An 18559-nucleotide genomic window follows, 5' to 3' on the forward strand; every position below is an offset into this window, starting at 1 on the left:
GTGATCACGATAGCCGGGAGGCTCAGCGCGTCGGCCGCTCGCCCACCGCGTCGACGACCCCGTACTCGTAGCCGCTCCACGTGAGCGTCTGCGGGGAGCCCCAGAACGTCCTGCTGGTGCTGAGCAGTCGACCGTCCCGGCTGCCGATGATCAACGTCTCCGACACGTCGTTGTCGAAGTACATCGTCAGGGAGACCTCCACCCCGTTGTTGCGCACCTCGATGCGGGGAACGTGAGAGAGCGCCTGGAACAGCGGAACGCGCAGCTCCGCCGGAACCTTGTTCGCCACGAGCAACGACTTGGCGTAGGAGAAGAAGAGCTGGTTCGCGGATGGCGAGGACGGGAACCGGGCGGTGATCGCCGCGTAGAGCTGCCGGGGATCACGCGGGAGCTGGGCGACGACGTGTTCGGCTTCGACCACTGCGGCGGAAGCGAGCGAAGACGGAGTGCGCAGTTCGACCGCACCGCCGTCGCGGCGGCTGGACCACGCGCCGTCGCGGTTGCCGGGAATCCACCACTCGGTGAGCGTCTCGCGCCTCATCTGACCCGCGCTCTCGCGGACGATCGTCCTTTCGGCGACGTAGCGGAGCTGGTTCGGCAGCTGCGGCTGGTCGGACACCTTCCCGAGCAGCTCCCCCGCGCGGTTCAGCGGCTGTAGCGGCATCTCCGGCGGCATGGTCGTTCCGTAGGTCGGTGCGGCGGCGGGAACGGCGACCTCGGGGGCTGAGTTCAGGTAGACGGCCCCGCCACCGATGCAGACCACGACGACAGCGGCTGCCGCTGCGGCGACGAGCGGGGACCGGCGGGGCCGCTCACGTTCGGCGAGGCGGTGCACCCGAGGCAGCTCCTGGTTCTTCGTGGCGGTGAGCAGCCGCTCGCGCCCCGACTGGAACGCCTCCTCGCTCATCTCCTCGACATCGGCGCGGATCGCTCCGAGGAGGCGGTTGTGCTCGGTCATGGCTTTCCCCTCTTGAGCAGGCGGCCGCGCGCCCGGTACAGGCGCGTTCGCACGGTGGTCACGTGCAGGTCGAGGACCTTGGCGATCTCGGCGGGGCTCAGGTCGGCCCACGCGGTCAGCAGCAGCACGTCGCGCTCTTCCTGCCGAAGTCCGGCGAGCGCCTCGGCGTAGCGGCCCACGTCGTTCTCAGCGTCGACGGCCGCTGCCGCGCGGGCGTCGGGCGGCTCGACGTCGAGCCCCCTGCCCAGCTCTCGCCCCCACGCCCGCAGCTTGCGGACCTCCGTGCGCTCGTGCATGCGAGCGAGGTTGGTGGCGATGCCGAAGAGCCAGGCCCGCGCGCTCGCCCGGCGCGGGTCGTAGTCGCCACGCCGCTCCCACATGACGAGGAAGGCCTCGGCGACGAGGTCGTCGGCCAGGTCCTGCCCGACCCTGCGGGCCAGGTAGCGGTGCAGCGCACGGGAATGCGCGTCGTAGAGGGCCACGATCACGGCATCGCCGCCGGGCTCCGTCAGGTCCGGGTGCTCGCCCGGCCCGTGGTCCAGCACGCTCTCAGTCTGCACACAGGGTCTTTGCCGCAGCGGCGCGCGGCGTTCCCGGAGGCGGCCCGCGCACCCCCGAGCGGCGCGCGGGCCCCCGGAAACGTTCCGGCCTCGTGCCCCGAGCTACGCGACCGGTACCCGGCCAATCCTGTCAGCACGGGCGGTCGCCGCTGACAGCGGGTCAGCGACCGTGCACCTCGCGTGGTGTTGATCTCCGCATCTCGTGAAACCGGTTTCCGCAGGTGAAGGGCCGTAGGATCGGCTGACGAACCGGAAGGAGCGGCTGTGGGCGAACGGGGGCGGTCCGAGCTGGTCCGCGCGACGCTCGCGCGCCTGGCACCCGGGACACCGCTGCGGGACGGGCTGGAGCGCGTGCTGCGCGGGCGCACCGGCGGACTCATCGTGCTCGGCCACGACGAGGCGGTGGAGTCGCTCTGCGACGGCGGGTTCGAGCTGGACGTGGAGTTCAGCTCGACGCGGCTGCGCGAACTGTCCAAAATGGACGGAGCACTGGTGCTCTCCACCGACGCGAAGCGGATCGTGCGCGCCAACGTGCAGCTCGTGCCCGATCCGACCATCCCGACCGAGGAGTCCGGCACCCGGCACCGCACCGCCGAGCGCACCGCGATCCAGACCGGCCACCCGGTGATCTCGGTCAGCCAGTCGATGAGCATCATCAGCGTCTACGCCGACGGCGGGCGGCACGTGCTCACCGACTCCGCGACGATCATGTCGCTGGCGAACCAGGCGCTGTCCACCCTCGAGCGCTACCGGGCGCGGCTGGACGAGGTCACCCAGGCCCTGTCCGCGCTGGAGACCGAGGACTTCGTGCTGCTGCGGGACGCGATGGCGGTGGTGCAGCGGCTCGAGATGGTGGAGCGCATCGCCAGCGAGATCACCGGGCACGTGGTGGAGCTCGGCGTCGACGGGCGGTTGATCGAACTCCAGCTGGACGAGCTGCTAGGCGGGGTCGAGCTGGACCGCGAACTGGTGCTGCGCGACTACGCCGTCGCGGAGCTGGCCGAGGTGTCCTCGGCGCTGAGCGAACTGGACGGAACGGAGCTGCTGGACCTGTGCTCCATCGCGCGCGCCTTCGGTCACCCCGGCGAGGTGGACTCGCTGGAAAAGCAGCTCAGCCCGCGCGGATACCGTTTGCTGGCAAGGATTCCCCGGCTTCCCGTTCCGGTGCAGCACCGGCTGGTCGAGCATTTCGGCTCGTTGCAGGCGCTGCTGTCGGCGACGGTGAGCGACCTCCAGGAGGTGGAGGGGGTCGGCGAGACGCGGGCCCGGGTGGTGCGCGAGGGCCTGTCCCGGCTCGCCGAGACCTCCATCATCGAGCGCTACGGCTAGTTCAGCCGCAGCGGCGTCGGTTGTCCTTGCAGGGCACCGAGTTTGGGCACCACCAGGTAGTCACCGGCGGGCACCGAGGTCCGCTTGCCCGCGCAGCCGGGGGCCGAGGTGCGGCCCGCCCACGCGACCTTGAACATCTGGCCCTCCCCCGGCTGCAACAGCCGCGAGTTCGGCGAGTTCGAGGCGTAGCAGTCGTTGCTGGACCACAGTCTGGTCCCACCGTCCACGCTGGTCACGACGATCTCGCGGAGTCCGGCGTCGAGGTCCCGGTAGCACGCGACGGGCCCGGAGTTGGCGATCACCAGGCGCAGCTCGGGGCGCTGGCCCACGCGGTACTCCGGCTGCCCGACCTCGGTGGTCAGCTTCATCGCCTGGTCGGGGCACGGGCCGGGAGGCGGCGGGGGTGGCGGTGGCGGAGGAGGTGGGGGCGGCGGGGGCGCGGGTTCGGTGCTCGGCGGCGGAGGACCCGAGGTGGGCGTCGCGGAGCCGGGCACCGAGGGGTTCGGCGACTGCTCGGGCGAGGACGTGGCGGGGGGCGGGGGTTTCGGCGCTTCCGCGCTCTGGTTGGCCGCGGGGCGCACGGCGGGGTCTTCACCACCGCCCGCCATCGCGGTCACACCCCAGACGCCGGCGAGGAGCACTCCCACGCCGACCGCAATAGCCACCGCGCGTCGGCGCCAGTACACCGACTCGGGGAGGGGACCCACCGGCTGCAACACGGCCTGACCGTAACCCCGTGATTGCGGAGAGTGGTGGAGGTCACTGTAACCCGTACGGGTGTGTCGCAGCCGCGTGATATTCGACCAGGAACGGTTGTCAGTGCCGTTCACCTCGGGTTCTCATGGTCGTGACCACAGCCGCAGCGTCGCGGCTCCAGTGCACCGGAACGACCAGGAGGCGGCGCCGTGAGCGCGATCAACGAACTGCTGGCCAGGCACGCTCAGGGCAAGGACCTCGGGCACCCGGAGATCCAGACGCCGGTGCCCAGCCTCGCGCTGACGATCGTCACGTGCATGGACGCGCGCATCAAGGTGTTCGACGTTTTCGGGCTCAAGCACGGCGAGGCGCACATCCTGCGCAACGCGGGCGGCATCGTCACCGAGGACGTGATCCGCTCGCTGACCATCAGCCAGCGCCTGCTCGGCACGCGCGAGGTCATCGTCATGCAGCACACCAACTGCGGCCTGTCGCAGATCACCGACGACGACTTCAAGACACTCGTCGAGGAGGACACCGGCCTGCGGCCGACCTGGGCCGTCGAGGCCTTCCGCGAGGTGAAGGACAGCGTGAAGGTGTCCGTGGAACGTGTGCGGCGCAGCGCTTTCCTGCCCAGCCCCGACAACGTCCGCGGCTTCGTCTACGACGTCGCGACCGGCCTGCTGGACGAGGTCGTCTAGCCCTGTCCCACACGCGGCCGAGCTGAGAGCTCCGGCCGCTGTGTCGCCGGGGGTTGGGTTGTCTTCAAGACCACCCAACCCCCTGTTGATCATCGTTGACCGCACCGGAACCAGCACATCCGCAAGGGCCGAGGACATCGCGAACGCGTAGCCCACGACGAGGTCGTAGACCACGTCATGGGCTACACAGCCTTGATCAGGTTGACGGAGTTGAGTTCCAGTGCGTTGAACGTGCAATCCCATCATGCAGACAGAATTTCTTGCATTCACTCGCCGGACACCCAAGGTTCACGCGAGACGCCAGCTCACTTCTATTTGAATATGATAGTCCAGGGCGCCGTTCAGCACGACGCGCTCGTGAAAGAATCCCAGGAATAGAATCGCGTTCGCATTCATCCCTGAAGGCGAGGGTCTTCAACAGCGCCTGAAGGCCCTCACTGATCTCCCTGAGTCTCGATAAGTTTCACCTCGCAGCAAGAGGGTTCTTCGCACAAGGGAGAACTCATGCGCGACCCCGAACATCCGCATCGACTTCACGAACTCCCTCGAACAGCCCTGAATCGCAATCCTCACGAAGAGAAGAGACAGAACTGTGCGCAGGAACATCCGGATCGCCGTGGCGATCGTGGCGGCGGTCGCCGCCGGAACGACCACCACCGCGACGGCGAGCGCGACACCAGCACCTCAGGACCCTGACTGCGGATATGTCGCCGACGAGGACGGCAGCGCCTACTACCACCACTGCGGCTCCGGAAAGGTCCTGGTCCACATCGACTACAAGACTTGGAATGATGTGGACTGGTGCCTTCTGCCGGGCTGGACCCCGCTCGGTCGAGCCAGCATCGTCCAGAATGCCTGGTACATGAGAGGCTGTTGAGCCGAGACCTCCCGAAGCGCGGCCATGTGGCCGCACTCTTTCGCTCCCGATACGGCGAATGCGATTCGCATCCCCGCGAATGGAGCAGCAGCTTCAGGGACAGATGAATACCTTACCGCCACATCAAAGAAATCTATAGCTTTCCCTCCCGAATGCACCCCATCACCCTTGAACAAATAATCGCACCGGGAGTGATTCATGAGGAAAAACCGTCGTTTGGGATTGACCATCGCGTTCGCCGTCCTCGCAGGAGTGACCACCGCGACGGCCGCAGGAGCGGCACCCTCGTCAACGACGAGTACCGCGTCCCAGAGCGCCAACGAAATCTGCGGCTACTGGGAGGACAGGTTTGGCAGCTCTTTCTACACCCATTGCGGCAAAACGGACGTGGCGATCAGAACCATTTACCAGAACGGAACGACGAGTGAAGGATGCGTCGCTCCGGGCAGGACTTTCCTGGATGGGAAGCAGAAGGCTACGTACGCCTACTACATCTATCCGTGCTGATCGCTTCCCCGGTCACGGCCACACCTCGCACTCCAGAGTGAGGACCTCCCTGTCCGCCAGGTGCGGAACCGCGACTGGCAGGATCGGGCCGCGATGAGCGTGAGACTGGAACCAGAGGTGCTGGTCGACTGGTTCGACCGGGTGGCGCGCGACCTGCCGTGGCGGCGCCCCGACTGCGACGCCTGGGGCGTGCTGGTCAGCGAGATCATGCTGCAGCAGACCCCGGTGAACCGGGTGCAGCCGATCTGGCTGGAGTGGATGGAGCGCTGGCCCAAGCCCTCCGCGTTGGCGGCGGCGAGCCAGGGCGACGTGGTGCGCGCGTGGGGCAAGCTCGGCTACCCGCGCCGGGCGCTGCGGCTGCACGCGGCGGCGACCGCGATCGCGGCGGAGCACGGGGACGCCGTTCCGTCCAATGTGGACACTCTGTTGTCGCTGCCCGGTATCGGCGAGTACACCGCGCGCGCTGTCGCGGCCTTCGCGTACGGCCAGCGCTGCCCGGTGGTGGACACCAACGTCCGCCGGGTCGTCGCGCGCGCGGTGCACGGCGCCGGTGACGCGGGACCGCCGTCGACGAAGCGCGATCTCGCGGACGTGGATGCGTTGCTGCCCAAGGAAGACAGCTTCGCCGCACGCTATTCGGCCGCGCTGATGGAGCTCGGTGCGATCGTGTGCGTCGCCCGCACTCCGCGCTGCGCCGACTGCCCGGTCTACGACAGCTGCGCGTGGCAGGAGGCGGGCCGCCCGGCGTACGCGGGCCCGGCGAAGGTGGTGCAGAAGTTCGCGGGCACCGATCGCCAGGTTCGCGGGCGCCTGCTGGACGTGCTCCGCGACGCGCCCGGCCCGGTCACCCGCGCGCAGCTCGACGCGGCTTGGGCCGAAGCGGGGCAACGGGATCGCTGCCTGGACTCGCTGTTGGTGGACGGCCTGATCGAGCAGACAGCCAAGGGGCTCTTCGCACTGCCGGGCGATGGCGGCGACCATGGCTGACGTGCTGCGGGTGTTCTTCGACGGCGAGGCCGAAGTCGCTGTGCGGGGCCTGTGGCGCAAGCTGGCGAAGGCGGGTGTCGCGGCTCCGACGGACGAGCGGCCTCAGCTCACGCTCGCGGCGGCCAGCGCGATGCCGCAGAAGACGCGCGACGAACTGCGCTCCGAGCTGGAAATGCTTGCCATGCCGTCGTTGTGGCTCCGCACGCTCGGCACGTTCACGTCGACGGAGAACGTGCTGATGCTCGGCGCAGTGGTGGACGGCGAGCTGCTCGCGGTGCACTCCGCCGTGCACGACGTGTTGGCGGGCAAGGTGAAGAACCCTTCGGCGTACTACCTGCCGGGCTCCTGGTTGCCGCATTGCGTTCTGGCACAGGGGTGTTCGGATGCGGAGATCGTCACCGGATTCACCGCGCTGCACCCCGTCGAGCCCATCCGCGCCAACGTCGCCGAGATCGGGATCGTGGACACCCGCACCGGCGCGGTGGACGTACTGCTCTAGCGGTCGAGGACCTCGCAGAGGAAGGCTTCGACCGCGCCGCGATACGTGTCAGGACGGTCGCGGTGGACCACGTGACCCGCGCCTTCCACTCGCAGATAGCGCGCGTCGCGGGCACGATCGGCCAGCTCACGGATCTGTCCGGGCGGCATCGCGGTGTGCTCGGCCTCGATCGCCAGCAGCGGGCAGCGCAGGTTCTCGACGGAGTCCCAGTACGCCCGCCTCCCCCACTCCGCGGCGATCACGTAGAGGTCTTCCAGGTCGGCCATGAGGTGGTAGCCGTCCTCGCGCTCGGTCACGCACTCGGTGAAGTAGTCGCCGACCGGGCCGCCGAAGAACGAACGCACGTGGTCAAGGGACTCGAAGGGCACCGGCCACGAGTCGAAGTAGCCGCGCCACCCGTCCACCGTCTTGCCGCGCTGGTCAGGAGCCATGTCCTCGACCACGACCGCACGGACGAGGTCGGGGTGGCGGGCGGCCAGCTCCCACGCGTGCAGCCCGCCCATCGAGTGCCCGATCACCACGGCAGGCCCCAGCTCGGCGAGCAGCTCGGCCGCGTCCGCGACGAAGTCCTCAGTCCTCACGCTGGCGAAACCCCTGTGCGGGCTCAACCCGTGACCGCGCTGGTCGAGCCCGTGCACGCGGCCGTAGCGCTTGAGCCACTGGGCGACCGGCCACCACGTGCGCGCCCGGCCCATCAGGCCGTGCAGCACCAGGATCGGCTGCCCGGAGCCGCCGAAGTCGACCACGTCGCGACGTTGCACACGTCGAGGTCTACCACGCGGTGTGGCTACGCTGGGGTCATGGCCGTAGTGAAGATCAACGCGATCGAGGTTCCCGAGGGCGCGGGCCCCGAGCTGGAGAAGCGCTTCGCCGCCCGGCTCGGCGCGGTGGACGGCTCCCCCGGTTTCCTGGGCTTCGAGCTGCTGCGCCCGGTGTCCGGCGAGACCCGCTACTTCGTGGTCACGCACTGGGAGACCGACGAGGACTTCCGCAACTGGATGGGCGGCTCCGCCAAGGAGGCGCACGCGGGCGAGCGCGCCAAGCCGGTCGCGTCCGGGTCCAGCCTGCTGGAGTTCGAGGTCGTTCTGGGTTCCAAGCCCTCCAGTGACTGAAGCTCTGGAGCGCGCCGCTGCCCTGCTCGTCGACGCCGAGGCACTGCTGGTCTGTGCCGGAGCGGGGATGGGCGTGGACAGCGGCCTTCCCGACTTCCGTGGTGGCGAAGGCTTCTGGCGCGCCTACCCGCCCTACGCCCGGCTAGGCATGAGCTTCGAGGAGCTGGCCGATCCGGTGCACTTCGCCGCCGATCCCGAGCTGGCGTGGGGCTTCTACGGGCACAGGATGGCGCTCTACCGCGAGACGGTTCCGCACGCGGGCTTCGAGCTCCTGCGCCGCTGGGGTTCGGCGCTGCCCGGCGGCGTCCGCGTGTTCACGTCCAATGTGGACGGTCAGTTCCAGCGCGCGGGCTTCGCCGAGGACCAGGTAGCGGAGTGCCACGGCTCGATCCACCACCTCCAGTGCGTCTTCCCGTGTTCACGGCGCATCAGCTCCGCCGACGGTGTCGCGGTGCCGGTCGACGCGGAGACCATGCGCGCGGTGCCGCCGCTGCCGGAGTGCCCGGACTGCGGCGACCTGGAGCGCCCCAACATCCTCATGTTCGGTGACACGACGTGGGTTCCCGACCGCGGCCAGGCCCAGCTGGACGCGCTCAACGCCTGGCGTCGCGGCCTGCGCGGGAAGCGGCTCGTCGTCGTCGAGATCGGCGCGGGCCAGGCCGTCCCCACCGTGCGCCGCTACGCGGAGCTGGCGAGCGCGGCGGCGCAGTCGCTGATCCGGATCAACCCGCGCGAGCCCGAGGTGCGGCACGGTCGCGGCGTCTCGCTGCCCATGCCCGCGCTGGCCGCGCTCAGCGAACTGGACGCGCTCCTGTAGCACGCGAGCGGCGTTCGCACAGCACGATCTCGACTCTCCCAGCCTCAATTCGCTCATCACGGCTTTTCGTTGTGCCACAAGGAACCCGCGCTTAACGTCCCGGCTCGCACAGCAAGCACCGAGCAGGGAGAACTCATGCGCAAGCAGGCGACGGTCCTGGGACTGACGACGGCCATCGCTCTGACGGCCCCGGCAACCGCATCCGCCACCGCGGGCTTCACGGGCTGCGTCGAGCACACCAACGGCACCGTCTGCGCCCGCGTCAACGCCGCCACCGTCGACGTGCGGTACCAGAAGACGGGCGGCAGCACGGCCAGCACGACCTTCGGCTACCGCTACGGCAGCGTCTACTACACCGGCCCGTCCGCAACCGTCGCCAAGGGCACGACGGTCACCAAGACGATGCCGCTTACCAAGAAGCCGGGGACTTACCTTCAAGGAATCGTCGCCTCCACCGGGACGGAGATCTCGCACGGCCTGAAGACCGAGCACATCCGCACCTGACGCACAGCGGGTGAGCACGTGATCACGGCGGCGATCGAACAACGGTTGCCGCCGTGGCGCGCGCCACCCGAAGCCCATCGATTGCCTGATGAACATGAATTCGCCGCACGGCGAAGCGCGAACAAAAACTGCTGCTCAGGGGCACTGTGAAGGCCGGACGGCCCACCGTTGCCCACTTCGACGACATTGCACCGCCCTCGCCTTCACATTCCGGCAGCACACGAAATGACGTGCTCGACCAGGGCCTGCGAAGACTCAAACTCCCTATTCTGCACCAGATTTTCCAAATACCTTCGTTATCGGTTAGTGGCCCACAACGGGTCGCACGACGACGTAGGAGAACTCCCATGCGCAAGCAGGCAACGGCTCTGGGCCTCGCGGCCGTCATCGCCGGTGCGGCCCTCCTGGCCCCGGGCACCGCCCTCGCTGCCTCCGAGAACTGCCAGACGCACAGCAACGGCAAGGTCTGCGCGCAGAAGAACGGCAGCAACATCGAGATCACCTACTCCAAGACCAGCGGTGGCGAGGTCTGGGTGAAGCTCGGCTACCGCCAGGGCACCAGCCACAAGTTCGACAACACCTACATGCCCTTCCGCGCGGGCGACAGCCGCACCGTGAAGCTGCCGTTCAAGGCCGTCAAGAACACCTGCGTCCAGGGCGCGGCGCTGCCGGAGGGCGCGGCGGTCGCCGACGCGCTGAAGTCCAAGAGCTTCGCCTGCTCCTGATCTTGTTCGAGCTGATCAGCCCCGTACGAGCTTGACCTCGGCGAAGACGGCGTGGTGATCCGTTCCGGGCACCACCGCCGTGCCGAAGGTCTCGACCACGAAGTTCTGGTCGTCCACCAGGACGTGGTCGAGCGCGACGAACGCGGGGACGAACCGCTTGTCGGTGGGCCACGTCGGGGTGAGCCCGGCCCCGACCTGCTCCGCCGCGTCGAGGTAGCCCTGGTTGAGCACGCCCCGGAAGGCCGAGTGGTCCAGCGAGGCGTTGAAGTCCCCCGCCAGGATCCGAGGCGTCCGCGTGGCGTCGGGGCTCGGCAGCCCGGCGAGGTCCCGCAGCCAGGGCTCCGCACCCTTCGGGCCCACGGGATACCAGGGGTGCACCGACACGAACTCCACGTCCGGCCCGGTCGGCAGGTCGATGAGCGCGGCGGGGTGCTCCGCCGTGGTGGGCTTGGTGACCACGCGCTCCCGCACCGGGAACCGCGACGCCAGTCCGCCGCCAACCGCTCCCGGGCGCGGCTTGAACACCCTGTGCGGCAACACTTCCGCGAGCCCGGCAGCGTCGAGCGCACGCTCCGCCCCTGGCGTCAGCTCCTGAATGCTGAGCAGGTCCACCGCACGGTCGCGGACCAGGCGCACCACCGCCGCGGCGTCTCCCTGGTCCATCGAGATGTTCACGCTGAGCACCCGCAGCGTGGCTCCCGAACCGTTGGGGCGCGCGGCCGCAGCGGTGCGCGGAGCGACCACCGTGACGAGCAGGACGGTCAGCAGCAGTGAGACCAGCCCGACGATCCACCGCCGCGTGAGCAGCAGGACCGCCGTCAGCACGGCGCCGATCGGCAGCGCGTAGGGCGTCAGCGACACCGCCGCGACGAGGATCCAGTGGCTGCTGTCCAGGCTGAGCAGGCGAGCGAGGCAGAGCACGAAGTACGGCGCCGCCACCAGCCACAGCAGGAACCCGACGGCGGCGCCGCCGCGAGCGCCGCGCGCCTGCTCCACCGGTCGCTCGACCGGGTAAGCCGGATACGTGGTCTGCGGGTGCACCCCTCCAGGGTGCCCGAAAACGCCGACGGGGCGGGTGCGATGGCCGCACCCGCCCCGTCGGTTGTCGATGTTGTTACCTGGTACCCGGTACTACTCGGAGTCGCCCTCTGCGGCGACCTCGACCGGCGGAACGTCCGGCACGGTCACGCCACCGCGGGTCTCACCGCGGAAGACGAACCGGGCCTGGTCGTCCGAGCCCTCGCCGTTCCAGCCCTCGACGTCGCCGATGATGACCTGGCCGGCGGACAGCTCGCCGAACAGGATCTTCTCCGACAGCTGGTCCTCGATCTCGCGCTGGATGGTGCGGCGCAGCGGCCGCGCACCGAGCACGGGGTCGAACCCGCGCTTGGCCAGCAACTGCTTGGCCAGCGGGGTGAGCTCCAGCGACATGTCCTTGTTGCGCAGCTGGGTCTCGACCCTGGCGACCATGAGGTCGACCATCTGGATGATCTCGTCCTGGGTCAGCTGGTGGAAGACGATGATGTCGTCGATCCGGTTCAGGAACTCCGGGCGGAAATGCTTCTTCAGCTCGTCGTTGACCTTCTGCTTCATCCGCTCGTAGTTGGAGCCCTGAGCGTTGCTGTTGGCGAAGCCGAGGCCGACGGCCTTGGAGATGTCCTGCGTGCCCAGGTTCGAGGTGAAGATGATCACGGTGTTCTTGAAGTCCACCGTGCGGCCCTGACCGTCGGTCAGGCGGCCGTCCTCCAGCACCTGGAGCAGCGTGTTGTACACCTCCTGGTGCGCCTTCTCGATCTCGTCGAAGAGCACGACGGAGAACGGCTTGCGGCGCACCTTCTCGGTGAGCTGGCCGCCCTCCTCGTACCCGACGTAGCCGGGAGGGGCACCGAAGAGCCGGGAAGCGGTGTAGCGGTCGTGGAACTCACCCATGTCGATCTGGATGAGCGCGTCGTCGTCGCCGAAGAGGAAGTTCGCCAGCGACTTGGACAGCTCGGTCTTACCGACACCCGAGGGGCCGGCGAAGATGAACGAGCCCGACGGCCGCTTCGGGTCCTTCAGACCGGCGCGGGTGCGGCGGATCGCCTGCGAGACGGACTTGACCGCCTCGTGCTGGCCGATGATCCGCTTGTGCAGCTCGTCCTCCATGCGGAGCAGACGCGAGGTCTCCTCCTCGGTGAGCTTGAAGACGGGGATGCCGGTCCAGTTGGCCAGCACCTCGGCGATCTGCTCGTCGTCGACCTCCGCGACGACGTCCAGGTCACCGGCCTTCCACTGCTTCTCCCGCTCCGACTTCTGGCCGAGCAGCTGCTTCTCGGAGTCGCGGAGCTTGGCGGCCCGCTCGAAGTCCTGCGCGTCGATCGCGGACTCCTTCTCCCTGCGCACGTCGGCGATCTTCTCGTCGAACTCGCGCAGGTCCGGCGGGGCCGTCATCCGCCTGATCCGCATCCGGGCGCCGGCCTCGTCGATCAGGTCGATCGCCTTGTCCGGCAGGTAGCGGTCGTTGATGTAGCGGTCGGCCAGGGTGGCGGCGGCCACCAGCGCCGAGTCGGTGATCGAGACGCGGTGGTGCGCCTCGTACCGGTCCCGCAGGCCCTTGAGGATCTCGATCGTGTGCTCCAGCGAGGGCTCGCCCACCTGGATCGGCTGGAAGCGTCGCTCCAGCGCGGGGTCCTTCTCGACGTACTTGCGGTACTCGTCGAGGGTGGTCGCACCGATCGTCTGCAGCTCGCCGCGGGCCAGCATCGGCTTGAGGATGCTCGCCGCGTCGATCGCGCCCTCGGCGGCGCCCGCGCCGACAAGGGTGTGGATCTCGTCGATGAACAGGATGATGTCGCCGCGGGTCTTGATCTCCTTGAGCACCTTCTTCAGGCGCTCCTCGAAGTCACCGCGGTAGCGCGAGCCGGCCACGAGGGAGCCGAGGTCAAGCGTGTAGAGCTGCTTGTCCTTCAGCGTCTCGGGCACCTCGCCCTTCACGATGCGCTGAGCGAGGCCCTCGACGACGGCGGTCTTGCCGACGCCGGGCTCACCGATCAGCACGGGGTTGTTCTTGGTGCGGCGGGACAGCACCTGCATGACCCGCTCGATCTCCTTCTCGCGCCCGATGACCGGGTCGAGCTTGCCCTCGCGGGCGGAGGAGGTCAGGTTCCTGCCGAACTGGTCGAGGACCAGCGAGGAGGACGGAGTTCCCTCACCGCGGCCACCGCCGGACTCGGCGGGCTCCTTGCCCTGGTAGCCCGACAGCAGCTGAAGCACCTGCTGGCGGACCCGGTTCAGGTCAGCACCAAGCTTGACCAGCACCTGCGCCGCGACGCCCTCGCCCTCACGGATCAGCCCGAGCAGGATGTGCTCGGTGCCGATGTAGTTGTGGCCGAGCTGCAGCGCCTCGCGCAGCGACAGTTCGAGCACCTTCTTCGCCCGAGGCGTGAAGGGGATGTGCCCACTCGGGGCCTGTTGTCCCTGGCCGATGATCTCCTCGACCTGCTGGCGTACCCCTTCGAGCGCGATACCCAGCGACTCCAACGCCTTGGCGGCGACACCCTCACCCTCGTGGATCAAGCCCAAGAGGATGTGCTCGGTGCCGATGTAGTTGTGGTTCAGCATCCTGGCCTCTTCTTGAGCCAGGACGACCACCCGCCTTGCGCGGTCGGTGAATCTTTCGAACATTCGCACTCCCTGCCGCACTTTGGGACCGGCACCGTATGACCACTGTAGTCGGGTGGTCCGTCGCACCGGGTTGGTGGCACGACTCCGGGTGACCGGTCGCCCCCTCCCGACATCACGCTCAACGTGCTCTGACGTACTCGGATTCCGCCAACACGGTGCTGTCCGCTCAGCGCGAACAACGATCCGTTCACCGGTGTGTTAAGCCGACCACCCTTGCGGAGCAACGTCGCACGCCTATATGTAAGGTTAGGCAAGCCTGACTGAGGTTGCCGAATCGATACGCGCCGAGGATGCCCGGGAGTCGCCGTGCCACGCACCACCAGCACCGCCCTCCGGGCGCGCCGGTGACCGTGACCGCGGGCCTGAGTCCGCTGGAGCGCGTCGGCGAGGGCGAGCGCGGCGTGCTGGCCGCGACCCTGGACCGGGTCGGCCACCTCGCGACGACGCAGGTCCGCCACGGGCTGCCCGCTGACACCTCCGGCTCGTCTGAGGAGTGGATCAGCTGTGCCGACCTGCTCGGCGACCCCGGCATGTTCGACCGCTGGCGCAAGCGCCTCGCCGACTGGCTGAGCGAGCGCCACGACGCCGAGATCCCCGAGCGCACGACCTCGGGCTACATCATGTCGTGGTACCTCCAGGTCCCCGGCTTCCTCGGCGGGCTGCTGTTCCACGCCTCCCGCCGGGTCCCGTCGCTGCGCCCGGCCGACATCGCCTTCCGGCTCTCCGGCGACCGGCCGCACCCGAACGCGGTCGCACTGCTCAGCGACGACTTCTGCTGCCTGCCGGACGACCCCGAGTCGCACCGCCCCGAGGCCACCACGGTCGCCGACGAGCGCGCGCTGGCCGCGATGTTCCGGGCCCGCTTCACCGCCCACGCCGCCAAGTTCGTCACGGCCTTCGGCCCCGGCACGCGCTTCGGCAAGCGGATGCTCTGGGCCGCCGCCACCGACGCCCTGGACAGCTCCGGCTGGCTCGCCGGGCGCGCCTGCGGCGACGAGGGCGCCGGCGTCGCCGACTCCGCCCTGTTCCTGCCGACCGCCGAGGCCCCGCTGACCTCGGCGTCGACCCTGCGCGCGGTCACCGGCGACGACGGCAACGCGCTGTGGACCCGCCGCCGCGAGAGCTGCTGCTTCCACTTCGCCCTGCCGGAACAGCGCGCGTGCACCACGTGCCCCCGCATCACCGAGGACGAGCGCTCCGCCCGCGTCCTCGAACGCGGCCGCTGACCCAGGCACTCCGCGCTGCGCCCCACCCGCTGCGCTCCGCTTAAGCCCTGAATGACTCATTGAGGACGCTCAAGTACCTCAATGAGTCATTCAGCTACTAGAGCCTGTCCTGTAAGTGGTTGAGCTGTGCGTCCCGGTCACGGCACCGCCAGGGTTCGCTGGTCTTCAAGACCAGCGAACCCCCTTGTCGATCATCGTCAACCGCAGCAAACGTCCGATGCTCGGTGAGGTTTGCTGTCGTTGGAGACCGCGAAGGCGGGGGTTTGTGGGACTTGAAGACCGGTGAACTCCGCGACTTACAGGACACGCCCTAAGCGCGGGTGGGGTGTGGGCGGCTACATGGTGTCGTCGGCGAGGGCGGTGGAGTCGATGCGGACGCGGTGGCGGCTGCCGATGGGGACGACGAGCGGAGTGCCCGCGACGGGGTCGGGGACCACGCGCGCGTCGAGGTCGAAGACGTCGCTGAGCAGCTGTTCGGTCAGCACGTCCTTGGGGTCGCCCTGCGCGACGATCTTGCCGTCCCGCATGGCGATCAGGCGGTCGGAGTAGCGCGCGGCCAGGTTGAGGTCGTGCAGCACCATGATCACGGTGCGCCCGGCCTGGTCGTGCAGTTGCTGCACGAGGTCGAGCACGTCGACCTGGTGGGCGAGGTCGAGGTAGGTGGTCGGCTCGTCGAGCAGCAGCAGGTCGGTGCCCTGGGCCAGCGCCATGGAGATCCACGCGCGCTGCCGCTGACCGCCGGAGAGCTGGTCGAGCGTGCGCTCGGAGAACTCCAGCATCCCGGTCATCCGCAGCGCCTCGGAGACCGCGCCCTCGTCGTCGGCCGACCACTGCCTGTACCAGGCCTGGTGCGGGTGCCGACCGCGCGCGACGAGGTCGCCGACGGTGAGGCCGTCCGGGGCGACCGGGGTCTGCGGCAGCACTCCGACGATCTTGGCGACCTCCCTGGTGGGGGTCTTGTCGATGCGCTTGCCGTCGAGCAGCACGTGGCCCTCCTGCGGGGAGAGCAGGCGGCCGAGCGCGCGCAGCAGGGTGGACTTGCCACAGCCGTTGGGGCCGATGACGGCGGTGATGGTGCCGTCGATGACGTCCAGGTCCAGGCCTTCGACCACGCGGTTCTCGCCGTAGCCGAGGCTGAGTCCCTCGGCGCGCAGCCGCACCGGAGCGGTAGCAGTCATGTCCGGACCTCTCGATAACGACGAACCAGCAGGTACATGAGGTAGGGCGCGCCGATCACGGCGGTCACGATGCCCACGGGCAGCTCGACCACGCCGAAGGCGGTGCGGGCGATGACGTCGGCGATGACCGTCAGGGCCGCGCCGAGCACCATGGAGCCGACCAGCGGCGGCTGGGGCGTCCCGGCCATCCGCATGGCGATCTGCGGGGTGGCCAGCGCGACGAACTCCACCGGCCCCGCCGAAGCGGTGGCGGTGGCGGCGAGACCGACCGCGATCAGGATCAGCGCGGCGCGCGAGCCGTTCACCCGGATGCCGAGGCCGCGCGCGGTGTCGTCGCCGAACTGGAGGCCGCCGAGCGGACGGGCCGTGAACAGCGCGAGCGGCACCAGCACCAGCAGCGCGAGCGCCACCGGGGTGACGTGCTCCCAGCCACGGCCGTTGAGGCTGCCGGTGATCCACACCATCGCCCGGCCCGCGTCAGCGACCTCGGACAGCGTCAGCAGGTAGAACTTGATCGCCACCAGGACGGCGGTGATCCCCAGTCCGACCAGCACCAACCGGTAGCCGTCGATACCGCGCTGCCAGGAGATCGCGAAGACGAACAGCGCCGCGACCAGACCGCCGCCGAGCGCCGCCGCGGGCAGGCCCAGCTCGGCGATGCCGCCGCTGATCCCGCCCGCACTGCCGCCGAGCATGATCACCGCGACCGCGCCGACCCCGGCGCCCGCGGTCACGCCGAGGATGTCGGGGCTGGCCAGCGGGTTGCGAGCGATGGACTGGGTGATCGCCCCGGCGAGCGCGAGCGCGGCGCCGACGAGCGCCCCCGTCAGCGCCCTCGGCAGCCGCAGTTCGAGCACGATGTAGGCGTGCGTGTCGTCCCCGCCGCCGAGCAGCACGGCGAGCACGTCGCCGACGCCGATCGGGAAGTCACCGCGCCCGAGGTTGACCGCCATGGCCAGCGCGAGCAGGCCGAACGCGATCACGGGCACGAGCACCGGGCGCAGCCGGACCATCCACGACACGGGCCCGACGCGCAGCGCGGGGCGACCGGGGATCGAGGTCTCCCGTCCCATCAGCGCGCTCACAGCCGCACCAACCTTCTCCGCCGGACGAGGATCAAGAAGAACGGAGCGCCGATGAGCGCGAGCATGATGCCGACCTGGAGCTCACCCGGCCGCGCGACCACGCGCCCCACCACGTCCGCGACCAGCAGCATGATCGCGCCGAGCAGCCCGGAGTAGGGCAGCAGCCAGCGGTAGTCGGGGCCGGTGATCGCCCTCGCCATGTGCGGCACGACCAGGCCGACGAAGCCGATCGGTCCGCACGCGGACACCGCGGCCCCGGTCAGCAGCGTGACGGCGGCGATGCCGACGACCCTGGTCAGCAGCACGCTCTGACCGAGCGAACGCGCCACGTCCTCGCCGAGGGACAACGCGTTCAGCCCCGGCGAGTTGATCAACGCCAGCACCAGGCCCGCGACCAGGAACGGCAGCACCTGGAGCACGATCTCCGGATCGCGGCCCGCCAGCGAGCCCGAGCGCCAGAACCGGAACGCTTCGAGGCTCTGCGCGTCCAGCAGCACCAACGCCGAGGTCAGCGCGTAGAGCAGCGCGCTGATCGCGGCTCCGGCCAGCGCGAGGGTGACCGGCGTCGGCCCGCCCCTGCCGACCGAGCCGAGCGCGAAGACCGCGACCGTGGCGACCAGCGCTCCGGCGAAGCCGAACCAGACCAGCGTGTAGATGTCGTCGGTGCGCAGCATGAAGATCGACAGGACGATGGCGAAGGCCGCGCCCTGGTTCACGCCGAGCAGGCCGGGGTCGGCGAGCGGGTTGCGCGTGTGGCCCTGCATCAGCGCGCCCGCGACGCCGAGCGCGATGCCCACGGCCAGGCCGAGCATGGTCCTCGGCAGGCGCAGCGAGCCGATGACGATGTCGTCCTCGGTGCCGGTCGGCGAGGTCAGCGCGTGCCAGACCTCGGGCAGCGCGATGGGCTTGGAGCCGATGGCGATGCTGGCGAGGACGGCGGCGGTCAGGACCAGCAGGAGCACCAGCAGACCGACCAGTCGGCGACGGCGACGGCGAACGGTGGCCTCGGCGTTGCCGACGGAGGTGACACCCGACCGGGGGGAGCGTTGTGACCCAGGTGGAGTCGCCACGGTCACACTGCGTTCCAACGAACATCTCCTTCCCTCTGGTCCGTTCGCCCGTCAAGGTAAGGCCG

General features: G+C 69.3%; 20 protein-coding genes. 11 read left to right on the forward strand and 9 right to left on the reverse strand.

Annotated elements, in window-relative coordinates; all coding sequences use genetic code 11:
• Positions 1 to 22: 22 nt before the first annotated feature.
• Both ABD798_RS06280 and ABD798_RS06285 read right to left on the reverse strand, forming a co-directional pair.
• A complete protein-coding gene (locus ABD798_RS06280) occupies positions 23 to 958 on the reverse strand; it encodes a hypothetical protein (RefSeq protein ID WP_344871557.1) in 936 nt (311 codons plus the stop codon).
• The gene (locus ABD798_RS06285) at positions 955 to 1518 is read right to left on the reverse strand and encodes an RNA polymerase sigma factor (RefSeq protein WP_344871559.1); all 564 of its coding nucleotides are present in this window, start codon (positions 1516 to 1518) and stop codon (positions 955 to 957) included. The genes ABD798_RS06280 and ABD798_RS06285 overlap by 4 nt, the downstream gene beginning before the upstream one ends.
• Before the next feature lie 264 nt (positions 1519 to 1782).
• Here ABD798_RS06285 and disA point away from each other — a divergent pair, with 264 nt between their 5' ends.
• Positions 1783 to 2847: a DNA integrity scanning diadenylate cyclase DisA gene (gene disA / locus ABD798_RS06290; protein WP_344871561.1), complete on the forward strand. Its 1065-nt coding sequence runs from the start codon at positions 1783 to 1785 to the stop codon at positions 2845 to 2847.
• Here disA and ABD798_RS06295 read toward each other — a convergent pair.
• Complete coding sequence (locus ABD798_RS06295) at positions 2844 to 3566, reverse strand: hypothetical protein (RefSeq protein ID WP_344871563.1); 723 nt, start codon at positions 3564 to 3566, stop codon at positions 2844 to 2846. The genes disA and ABD798_RS06295 overlap by 4 nt on opposite strands.
• A 186-nt stretch (positions 3567 to 3752) precedes the next feature.
• Between ABD798_RS06295 and ABD798_RS06300 the strand changes: the two genes are divergently transcribed.
• From ABD798_RS06300 to ABD798_RS06315, 5 genes are all read left to right on the forward strand, one after another.
• The gene (locus ABD798_RS06300) at positions 3753 to 4244 is read left to right on the forward strand and encodes a beta-class carbonic anhydrase (protein WP_344871565.1); all 492 of its coding nucleotides are present in this window, start codon (positions 3753 to 3755) and stop codon (positions 4242 to 4244) included.
• 592 nt (positions 4245 to 4836) lie between these two features.
• A complete protein-coding gene (locus tag ABD798_RS06305; RefSeq protein ID WP_344871567.1) occupies positions 4837 to 5121 on the forward strand; it encodes a DUF6355 family natural product biosynthesis protein in 285 nt (94 codons plus the stop codon).
• Between the two features lie 198 nt (positions 5122 to 5319).
• Positions 5320 to 5628: a DUF6355 family natural product biosynthesis protein gene (locus ABD798_RS37195; protein WP_425549168.1), complete on the forward strand. Its 309-nt coding sequence runs from the start codon at positions 5320 to 5322 to the stop codon at positions 5626 to 5628.
• A 93-nt stretch (positions 5629 to 5721) separates the two neighbouring features.
• Positions 5722 to 6615, forward strand: coding sequence for an HhH-GPD family protein (locus ABD798_RS06310; RefSeq protein ID WP_425549169.1), 894 nt, complete (start codon positions 5722 to 5724; stop codon positions 6613 to 6615).
• Positions 6608 to 7114 carry a 2'-5' RNA ligase family protein gene (locus ABD798_RS06315; RefSeq protein ID WP_344871569.1) on the forward strand — a complete coding sequence of 169 codons (507 nt, stop codon included), beginning with the start codon at positions 6608 to 6610 and terminating at the stop codon, positions 7112 to 7114. Before ABD798_RS06310 ends, ABD798_RS06315 begins: the two co-directional genes overlap by 8 nt.
• On the opposite strand, the gene ABD798_RS06320 is transcribed toward ABD798_RS06315, so the two are convergent.
• On the reverse strand, positions 7111 to 7860 hold the full coding sequence (locus tag ABD798_RS06320; protein ID WP_344872898.1) for an alpha/beta fold hydrolase: 750 nt from the start codon (positions 7858 to 7860) through the stop codon (positions 7111 to 7113). The genes ABD798_RS06315 and ABD798_RS06320 overlap by 4 nt on opposite strands.
• A 54-nt stretch (positions 7861 to 7914) precedes the next feature.
• Between ABD798_RS06320 and ABD798_RS06325 the strand changes: the two genes are divergently transcribed.
• From ABD798_RS06325 to ABD798_RS06340, 4 genes are all read left to right on the forward strand, one after another.
• Positions 7915 to 8226, forward strand: a complete 312-nt coding sequence (locus tag ABD798_RS06325) for an antibiotic biosynthesis monooxygenase family protein (protein WP_344871571.1) — start codon at positions 7915 to 7917, stop codon at positions 8224 to 8226.
• Positions 8219 to 9043, forward strand: coding sequence for an SIR2 family NAD-dependent protein deacylase (locus ABD798_RS06330; RefSeq protein ID WP_344871573.1), 825 nt, complete (start codon positions 8219 to 8221; stop codon positions 9041 to 9043). Before ABD798_RS06325 ends, ABD798_RS06330 begins: the two co-directional genes overlap by 8 nt.
• A 135-nt stretch (positions 9044 to 9178) precedes the next feature.
• Positions 9179 to 9547, forward strand: coding sequence for a hypothetical protein (locus ABD798_RS06335; protein WP_344871574.1), 369 nt, complete (start codon positions 9179 to 9181; stop codon positions 9545 to 9547).
• A gap of 347 nt (positions 9548 to 9894) precedes the next feature.
• Positions 9895 to 10272, forward strand: coding sequence for a hypothetical protein (locus tag ABD798_RS06340; RefSeq protein WP_344871576.1), 378 nt, complete (start codon positions 9895 to 9897; stop codon positions 10270 to 10272).
• 15 nt (positions 10273 to 10287) lie between these two features.
• On the opposite strand, the gene ABD798_RS06345 is transcribed toward ABD798_RS06340, so the two are convergent.
• Both ABD798_RS06345 and ABD798_RS06350 read right to left on the reverse strand, forming a co-directional pair.
• Entirely contained in the window at positions 10288 to 11313 is a 1026-nt protein-coding gene (locus ABD798_RS06345; protein ID WP_344871579.1) for an endonuclease/exonuclease/phosphatase family protein, read from the reverse strand.
• Between the two features lie 90 nt (positions 11314 to 11403).
• Entirely contained in the window at positions 11404 to 13935 is a 2532-nt protein-coding gene (locus ABD798_RS06350) for an ATP-dependent Clp protease ATP-binding subunit (RefSeq protein WP_344871581.1), read from the reverse strand.
• A gap of 344 nt (positions 13936 to 14279) precedes the next feature.
• Between ABD798_RS06350 and ABD798_RS06355 the strand changes: the two genes are divergently transcribed.
• On the forward strand, positions 14280 to 15161 hold the full coding sequence (locus ABD798_RS06355) for a (2Fe-2S)-binding protein (protein ID WP_344871583.1): 882 nt from the start codon (positions 14280 to 14282) through the stop codon (positions 15159 to 15161).
• 335 nt (positions 15162 to 15496) lie between these two features.
• On the opposite strand, the gene ABD798_RS06360 is transcribed toward ABD798_RS06355, so the two are convergent.
• Genes ABD798_RS06360 through ABD798_RS06370 form a run of 3 tightly spaced genes read right to left on the reverse strand, consistent with a single transcriptional unit; the run spans position 15497 to position 18512 of the window.
• Positions 15497 to 16339, reverse strand: coding sequence for an ABC transporter ATP-binding protein (locus ABD798_RS06360; protein ID WP_344871585.1), 843 nt, complete (start codon positions 16337 to 16339; stop codon positions 15497 to 15499).
• Entirely contained in the window at positions 16336 to 17424 is a 1089-nt protein-coding gene (locus tag ABD798_RS06365) for a FecCD family ABC transporter permease (RefSeq protein WP_344871587.1), read from the reverse strand. The genes ABD798_RS06360 and ABD798_RS06365 overlap by 4 nt, the downstream gene beginning before the upstream one ends.
• Positions 17421 to 18512 (reverse strand): FecCD family ABC transporter permease, encoded by a 1092-nt coding sequence (locus ABD798_RS06370; protein ID WP_425549170.1) that lies wholly within the window; start codon positions 18510 to 18512, stop codon positions 17421 to 17423. The genes ABD798_RS06365 and ABD798_RS06370 overlap by 4 nt, the downstream gene beginning before the upstream one ends.
• Positions 18513 to 18559 lie beyond the last annotated feature (47 nt).

This window comes from Allokutzneria multivorans (genome assembly GCF_039537405.1).
Lineage (GTDB): Bacteria > Actinomycetota > Actinomycetes > Mycobacteriales > Pseudonocardiaceae > Allokutzneria > Allokutzneria multivorans.